2 protein-coding genes are annotated in these 672 nt (G+C 59.2%); one reads left to right on the forward strand and one right to left on the reverse strand.

Annotated elements, in window-relative coordinates; all coding sequences use genetic code 11:
* Window positions 1-269, reverse strand: a 269-nt coding sequence (locus tag AC1D15_RS35835) for a cold-shock protein (protein WP_477829833.1), incomplete at its 3' end; no start/stop codon positions are given.
* Window positions 270-494: 225 nt separating this feature from the next.
* Between AC1D15_RS35835 and AC1D15_RS35840 the strand changes: the two genes are divergently transcribed.
* A partial coding sequence (locus AC1D15_RS35840; protein WP_477829834.1) for an ATP-dependent Clp protease adaptor ClpS occupies window positions 495-672 on the forward strand: 178 nt, incomplete at its 3' end.

Consider the following 672-nt stretch of genomic DNA (forward strand, 5'->3'; position numbering starts at 1 on the left):
GCCGAGGACTCCGCCACGCCGACAGGATTGCGGCGATGCGGGATCGTTTCGGGTACGTCGAGCGCAGAGATGTTCTGCGCGAGCTGGCCTTTGGGGCCTTGCACCACTTCGTAGCTCACGCGGCCGCCCTGTTTGAGCGTGCGAAAGCCTTCACTCTGGATGGCCGAAAAATGTGCGAACACATCCTCGCCACCCCCTTCCGGTTCAATGAAGCCGAATCCCTTCGCATCATTGAACCACTTCACGGTTCCGAACAACTTCTGGGCCATATTGGTCTCCTATCCCTGGGAGCGAAGAATTTTGTGCGCCGCCTTGGTGACTGTCAAGGCGCGGCAAACCAGGGTTCAGGGCCATGCAACCAAATGCATTCCCTTGCGGGTGCCGTCGTAGAACAATGGGCACGTTGTGATGCATTTCCGGGCCTTGCAGTTCGCCCGGGTGTCGCAATATCCGTTCGGGTGAGCACAGCAAAATCAACTCTATAGAATGGTTCCATGCCCGAGGAAAAACCGATACCGCCCGAGCCGTTGAAGCGGCCGACACCCGATGACGGGCAGGGGGCGGTCGTGGCCGAAAGGCAGGCCGCGAAGACAGAGCCGCCGCGCATGTACCAGGTGGTACTGCTCAACGACGACTACACACCGATGGAGTTTGTCGTGATGGTGCTTCAGG

It is taken from the genome of Rhizobacter sp. P2_H2 (genome assembly GCF_056403375.1).